Raw genomic sequence first — 6796 nt, 5'->3', positions numbered from 1 at the left:
GCGGCCCTGGGTGGTGCTCCGCGCGGGGCCGGTCCGCGGCCCCGCCCCGAGCGTCACCCCACGCGCCGCCAGCAGCCCGACCAGCCGTTCCCAGCCCGCCCCGGGAACCGGTCCGCCCGACGCCGGGAAGGCCACCGCAGGGGTGGTCACGGCCAGCCCCTCGCGGTCCCCGGCCAGCGTGTGGATCTCCGCGACCCGGCGCCGCCCCGAGTCCGGATCCCGGACCAGGTGCACCACCACCTCGATCGCGGCCCGCAGTTGACTGTGCAGCGCCGGCCGGTCGAGCCCGGCGAGCGAGCCCAGGGCCTCCAACCGGACCGGCACGTCCGCCGCCGTGTTGGCGTGGACCGTGCCGCAGCCGCCCTCGTGCCCGGTGTTCAGAGCGGCCAGCAGGTCCGACACCTCGGCCCCGCGCACCTCGCCGATCACCAGCCGGTCCGGGCGCATCCGCAGCGCCTGGCGGACGAGGTCCCGGAGGGTGAACTCGCCCAGCCCCTCCTGGTTGGGCGGACGGCTCTGCAGCCGGACCACGTGCGGATGGGCCGGCTGCAGCTCCGCGGAGTCCTCGGCGACCACGATCCGCTCGTCCGGCCCGACCAACCCGAGCAGCGCGGCGAGCAGCGTGGTCTTGCCCGAGCCCGTCCCGCCCGAGACGAGCAGCGACAGCCGGGCCCGCACGATGCCGGCCAGCAGTTCGGCGCCCTCCGGCGGCAGCGCGCCGCCCGCGACCAGTTCGTCGAGCGTGAACGGCCGGGGCCGGCAGACCCGCAGCGAGATGTGCGTGCAGCCGGCCGCGATCGGGGGCAGGACGGCGTGCAGCCGGGTGCCGTCCGGCAGCCGGGCGTCCACCCAGGGCCGGGCGTCGTCCAGTCGCCGCCCGGCCGCGGTGGCCAGCCGGTGGGCCAGCCGCCGCACCGCCTCGGCGTCGGTGAAGCGGACTCCGGTGGCCCTGCGCAGGCCGCCGCCACGGTCGACCCACACCTCCTCCGGACCGTTCACCAGGACGTCCGTGACGTCGGGCGCCGCCAGCAGCCGGTCCAGCGGGCCCGCACCCACCAGTTCGGCGCGCAGCGAGCGCACGGTGTCCAGGACCTCGTCCCCGCCGAGCGGCGGCCGGGTGGCTCGCAGCGCGGCCGCGACCGAGCCCGCCGTCGGGGCGGCCCCCGACTCGGCCAGCCGCAGCCGCACGGCGTCCACCAGGGCCGCCGCCCGCTGTTCGCGGGCCGTCCGGCCGTAGGGGCAGGGCTCGTGCCCGGCCTCCGGCGGCCCGCCGGGCGGCGGCACGCTCCGCAGCGGCCGGTGTTCCCGCGCACCGGTGCCCGGACCGGGCACGCCGTCCCGGAAGGCTGTTCTGCGCAGACGGACCATCAGTAGACACCTCCTCCGACCGCCGGAACCGGCGGCAGCACCTCGTTCAGGAAGGTCGCGCAGAAGCGCGCGAGCGGGCCGCTCTCCCTGCTCCCGGGCGGGACGCCCTTCTCGACGTCCGGGGCCAGTCCGGGTTCCGCCTCCAACTCCCCTGCCAGCGGCAGCCGCAGGCCGCGGGCGATCCGGTGGGCCGGGAGTCCGCCGGCCCGCACCGGCCGCACCACGACCCGGACGTCCCCGAGCCGCATCCGGGCCGCCGCGGCGACCCGGTCGGCGGCGGCCACCGCGCGCAGTTCGGCCGGCACCACCAGCAGGGCCAGGTCGGACTGCTCCAGCGCCTGCCCGGCGGCCGCGTCGAGGTGGCGAGGCACGTCGACCACCACCAGCCCGCCGCGCCGCCGGGAGGCGGCCAGCACGCTGCGCATGGCCTCCGGCGGCACCGTCAGGGTGTCGCCGCGGTCCCAGGACAGGCAGGCGAGCGCGGAGAGCCGTTTGAGGGCCGGCAGTGCCCGGGCCAACTCGGCCCCGCTGACCCGCCCTCGCGAGCCGGCCAGGTCGGGCCAGCGCAGCCCGCGGGCCGTCTCGCCGCCGAGCAGGATGTCGAGGCCGCCGCCCAGCGGGTCGCCGTCGACGAGCATGGTCCGACGGCCCGTTCGCGCGGACGTGACCGCCAGGGCGCAGGCCAGGGTCGAGGCCCCGGCACCGCCCCGGCCGCCGAGCACCGCGACCGTGACCGCCGGGGGTCCGCCGCCCTCGGCCGCGTCGGCGATCCGGTCGAGCAGCCAGGCCTCGGCGTCGGGCAGGAACAGCACGTGCTCGGCGCCGAGCCGCACGGCTCGGACCCACACCCCGGGGTCGTCCAGGTCCAGTCCGAGCAGCAGCACACCGCCGCGCCGCCCCAACTCGGAGCAGTGGACGGCCTGGTCGTCCCCGACCAGGACCAGCGGGGCCCCTTCCCAGAGCTCCCGCGTCGGCGGCGCGCCGCGGATCAGTCTGGGCTCGGTGCCCGCCGCCGCGCAGAGCCGCAGCAGGTGCTCCGCCAGCGCGTCGTCCCCGGTGACGACGAGCGGCCCGAGGGCGCCGGGGCCCTCGGCGGTGACGTGGTCGGCGATCGGCGTCGACATGGTGGTCTCCCCTCCGCGCCTGCGGCCACCAGGGGCGGCCGCGGCGCACGTCGGACGGTTCCGGCGGACGGCCGCCCGGCAGACCTCCGGAAGAGGAGGGAGATGAGGCCTGCCCGGCGACCGCCGCCGACCATCACGGTGGGGGGAGATCCGGATTCCGTCATCCACGTTCCGATTGCCTGTGGATAACTCGTGGGCTGTGGATGAAAACGTTCACCCGGGCGGGGGGCTAATCGGCGAAGAATTGACGAAAGGCGTCACGGAGATGAACCGTCGGACCGCGCAGGCGCGATCGGACGATCTTCCGAAGGCCTCCCGCCGCTCTTCCGGTGCCCCCTCGGAGAGGCTCGCACCGCCGCTCGGAACCGGCCGTTCATTCCTCGACGGCCATGAGCAAACGGCGACGGAGAGTGACGAATGATGGCTGACGGGCCGAGCCGCCGACACCCCCTGTACACCGCCGACGGGGCTCGCGCGGGATGCGCCGCGAAGGGCCTTCAAGCCCTGAAAATGGCCCCGGACGTGCGACGACCCCCGCCGGGGGGGAGAGCGGGGGTCGTCTATCCACAGCCCGACTCGGGGGGGAGGAGCCGGACCGGGTTAGCACGGTCGCGAACGATCCGTGACTTCCATGGTGTACCCGAGCGGCCAGAAACACAAACCCGCACGCCCACGAGTACACCGAATGGCGGGGTGTTTTGTGGCTCCCTCTATCCTCGGTTCCCGTGGACACCACCGAGAACGCCGACGACCACGCCGACGAGTCCCCGGGCGACACCACCGGGCCCGAGGAGCTCCGCGCACCCGCCCGCCCCCGGTCGGGCGGGCCGCGCACGGCGGCCTTCTTCGACCTCGACAAGACCATCATCGCCAAATCGAGCGCGCTGGCCTTCAGCCGCCCCTTCTACCAGGGTGGCCTGATCAACCGTCGGGCCGTACTGCGCAGTGCGTACGCGCAGTTCGTCTTCCTGGTCGGCGGCGCGGACCACGACCAGATGGAGAAGATGCGCGAGTACCTCTCCGCGCTCACCCGGGGCTGGAACGTGCAGCAGGTCCGCGAGATCGTCGCCGAGACCCTGCACAACCTGATCGACCCGATCATCTACGACGAGGCCGCCTCCCTGATCGAGCAGCACCACGCGGCCGGCCGGGACGTGGTGATCGTCAGCAGCTCCGGCTCCGAGGTGGTCGAGCCGATCGGCGCCCTGCTCGGCGCGGACCACGTGATCGCCACCAGGCTACGGGTCCAGGACGGCTGCTACACCGGCGAGATCGAGTACTACGCCTACGCCGAGAACAAGGCCGCCGCCATCCGGGAGTTGGCCGCGGTCGAGGGCTACGACCTGGCCTCGTCCTACGCCTACAGCGACTCCTCCACCGACCTCCCGCTGCTGGAAGCGGTCGGCCACCCGTCGGCCGTCAACCCCGACCGCGCGCTGCGCAAGGAGGCGCAGGCCCGGGAGTGGCCGGTGCTGGTCTTCGACAAGCCGGTGGAACTGCGGCGGCGACTGCCCGAGTTCTCGGCCCCGAGCGGTTCGGTGCTGACCGCGGTCGCGGTCGGGACGGCCGTGGTGACCGCCGGGGTGATCTGGTACCTGGCCCGTCGGCGGCGCCCGCTCGCCTGAGGCCCCGACCGACCCGCCTGGACAAAACGGTCAATCGACACGGACTTCTCTTTTCGGGTTCCCCTTTCGCCCGAAACGCGATACAAATGAAGCACGGCCCGCGAGACCCGGTCAGGACCGAAGAGGTCAAACCGACAACGCAGTTCAGGCCCCACGGACCGCGTGTACAGATAGCCGAGCACCCACATGCAGCCGACCCGCTGTCGGGCCGCCGGACCAGACGAACGGGCAGGATCCCCGTCTGATCGGCACTTCCGGTGCATGCATGGTCACCCGGCATCTGCACCAGCGGCGGCACCGAGCAGGATCAGGTGCCGCCGCATCCGCATGTGAACGGGCCCCCCGGCGGGGCCCGTTCGCACGTCCGGCCCGGCCGCTCAGGCCATGCCGCGCTGCATCGCCTCGCACACCGCCGTGCTCTCCCGCACGCCGAGCCGCAGCGCCGCGCCGCAGTGCGCGATCCAGGCCGCCATCCCCTCGGGCGTGCCCGCCAGGTAGCCCGCGAGGGCCCGGCGGTAGGTGGCGGTGCCGAGCTCCGCCAGGCCGACCTCGGTCGGGCAGATCGCCTTCGGGTCGAGCCCTTCGGCGATCAGCACGATCCGCTGGGCGGCCCGCGCGATCACCCCGTTGTGGGTGCCGAAGGGACGCAGCGCGAGCAGTTCGCCGTGCACCACGGAGGCCACGACGAGGGCCGGAGTGCCCACGCCCTGCCCCTCCGCGCGCGCCACCAGCAGCCGGGAGAGCTGGTCGAGCCGGGCCGCGACCTCCTCGGCGCCCGGGGCGGGCGGCAGCTCGGGCAGCGGCCCGTCCACGACCTCGACCCGGACGCTCTCCACCGGCTCCAGGTCCAGCGGGAACAGCGTCTCGGCGCCCTCCCCGGCCCGGCGCGGGCGCCCGGCGGCCGGGTCGCCGTCGCCGACCGCGAGCAGGTGCAGCCGGGCCAGCACCTGCAGCGGCGAGTGCCGCCAGACGCTGAGCAGCTGGCCCGCCTCGGCGGCGATCCGCAGGGCTGCGCCGACGGTGCGGGCCTCGGCGTCCGCGCTGAAGTCGGTGCGGCGGCGGACCTCCTCCAGCGGCCAGTCGGCGCCGGCCAGGGCCGCCGACGCGCGGGCGCCGCGCAGCGCGGACTCGGAGGTGACCTCGGCCGCGCGGCGGCGCATCACCCGGTGGCCGTAGAGCCGGTCGACGGCCTTGCGCACCTCGGCCACCGCGTCGGGCACCCCGGGGAGCTGGGCCAGCGGGGCGAGGGGATCTGTTCCAGTGCTCACCTACCCGAGAGTAATGAACGGGCCGCCCCTCCCGGAACAGCAACCCCGCATCACCCGTTAGAGGCAATCCTCACTTCCCTCCCCCGACCGGCCCCAAACCCCGGCTAGCATGGCCACTATCGGAGACGATAACGATTTCCAACTAGAGGGCGCCCCCGTCGCACGCGCCCCCTGGGCAGGCGGCCCCGAGCGAGGGCCCTGAGCGAGAGCCGGAGTCCCCAGATGAAGATCGCCTTCGTGGGCAAGGGCGGCAGCGGGAAGACCACGCTGTCCGCACTGTTCATCCGCCACCTGGCCGCCGCCGGCCGACCGGTCATCGCGGTGGACGCCGACATCAACCAGCACCTCGGCCCCGCGCTGGGGCTGACGGACGCCCAGGCCGCCGACCTGCCCTCGCTCGGCGCGCACCTGCCGGAGATCAAGGAGTACCTGCGCGGCAGCAACCCGCTGATCCGCTCGGCCGAGGAGATGATCAAGACCACGCCGCCCGGCCGCGGTTCGCGGCTGCTTCGGATCGTCGAGGAGAACCCGGTCTACGCCACCTGCGCCCGCCCGATCGCCCTGGACGAGGGCTCGGTCCGGCTGCTGGCGACCGGCGCGTTCACCGAGGAGGACCTCGGGGTGGCCTGCTACCACTCCAAGGTCGGCGCGGTGGAGCTGCTGCTCAACCACCTGCTGGACGGCCCCGACGAGTACCTGGTCACCGACATGACGGCGGGCTCGGACTCCTTCGCATCCGGCCTGTTCACCCGCTTCGACCTGACCTTCCTGGTCGCCGAGCCGACCCGCAAGGGCGTCTCCGTCTACCGCCAGTACCGCGACTACGCACGCGACTTCGGCGTGCAGCTCCGGGTGGTCGGCAACAAGGTGCAGGGCCCGGACGACCTGGCCTTCCTGCGCCGCGAGGTCGGGGGCGACCTGCTCACCACCTTCGGGCAGTCGGACTGGGTGCGCCGCCTGGAGCAGGGCGCCGAGCCGCCGCTGAAGTCCCTGGAACCGGCCAACCGGGCCGTGCTGGAACAGCTGCGGTCCGAGGCCGACGCGGCGTACGGGCGGCGGGACGCGCACCGTTACACCGAGCAGGCCGTGCTCTTCCACCGCCGCAACGCGGAGAGTTGGGCCAACGCCAAGGTCGGCGCGGACCTCGCCACCCAGGTCGACGAGGGCTTCGTCCCGGGCCGGTTCGCGGACGGCGGCGAGCGGCCGGCCCCGGCGGGAGCCCGCGCCTGACGCACGCGCCACCGCGCCGGACGGGCCGCGACCTCCCACCACCCGGGGGGTCGCGGCCCGTCCCGCACCTCCGGCCCCGTCGCCCGCGGCCCCCCCCCCCCCACCCGATTCCCCTCCGGTCGTACACCACCCCATGGGGTGTACCACGGGGTTTTCCGCATGCCGCCCCCAAACACCCCGT

At 74.7% G+C, this 6796-nt stretch carries 5 protein-coding genes; 2 read left to right on the top strand and 3 right to left on the bottom strand.

From position 1 onward, the window contains the following. Both ACFV0O_RS40260 and ssd read right to left on the bottom strand, forming a co-directional pair. On the bottom strand, positions 1-1368 hold a 1368-nt coding region (locus ACFV0O_RS40260; RefSeq protein ID WP_380349661.1), incomplete at its 3' end, for a TadA family conjugal transfer-associated ATPase. Further along, on the bottom strand, positions 1368-2492 hold the full coding sequence (gene ssd, locus ACFV0O_RS40255; protein ID WP_380349658.1) for a septum site-determining protein Ssd: 1125 nt from the start codon (positions 2490-2492) through the stop codon (positions 1368-1370). The genes ssd and ACFV0O_RS40260, both read right to left, overlap by 1 nt. Positions 2493-3217: 725 nt before the next feature. Between ssd and ACFV0O_RS40250 the strand changes: the two genes are divergently transcribed. Further along, positions 3218-4117 (top strand): HAD family hydrolase, encoded by a 900-nt coding sequence (locus tag ACFV0O_RS40250; RefSeq protein ID WP_380349655.1) that lies wholly within the window; start codon positions 3218-3220, stop codon positions 4115-4117. A 377-nt stretch (positions 4118-4494) separates the two neighbouring features. Here the strand turns inward: ACFV0O_RS40250 and ACFV0O_RS40245 are convergent, their stop codons facing one another. Further along, positions 4495-5385 carry an oxidoreductase gene (locus ACFV0O_RS40245; RefSeq protein ID WP_380349652.1) on the bottom strand — a complete coding sequence of 297 codons (891 nt, stop codon included), beginning with the start codon at positions 5383-5385 and terminating at the stop codon, positions 4495-4497. Between the two features lie 222 nt (positions 5386-5607). Here ACFV0O_RS40245 and ACFV0O_RS40240 point away from each other — a divergent pair, with 222 nt between their 5' ends. Beyond that, positions 5608-6615, top strand: a complete 1008-nt coding sequence (locus ACFV0O_RS40240) for an ATP-binding protein (protein WP_380349649.1) — start codon at positions 5608-5610, stop codon at positions 6613-6615. Positions 6616-6796: the final 181 nt, after the last annotated feature.

Origin of the sequence: Kitasatospora sp. NPDC059577 (assembly GCF_042735475.1) — a bacterium.
Classification (GTDB): Bacteria; Actinomycetota; Actinomycetes; order Streptomycetales; family Streptomycetaceae; genus Kitasatospora.
Note: the sequence above shows the minus strand (reverse complement) of the source record. Positions and strands in the feature narration are given on the sequence as shown.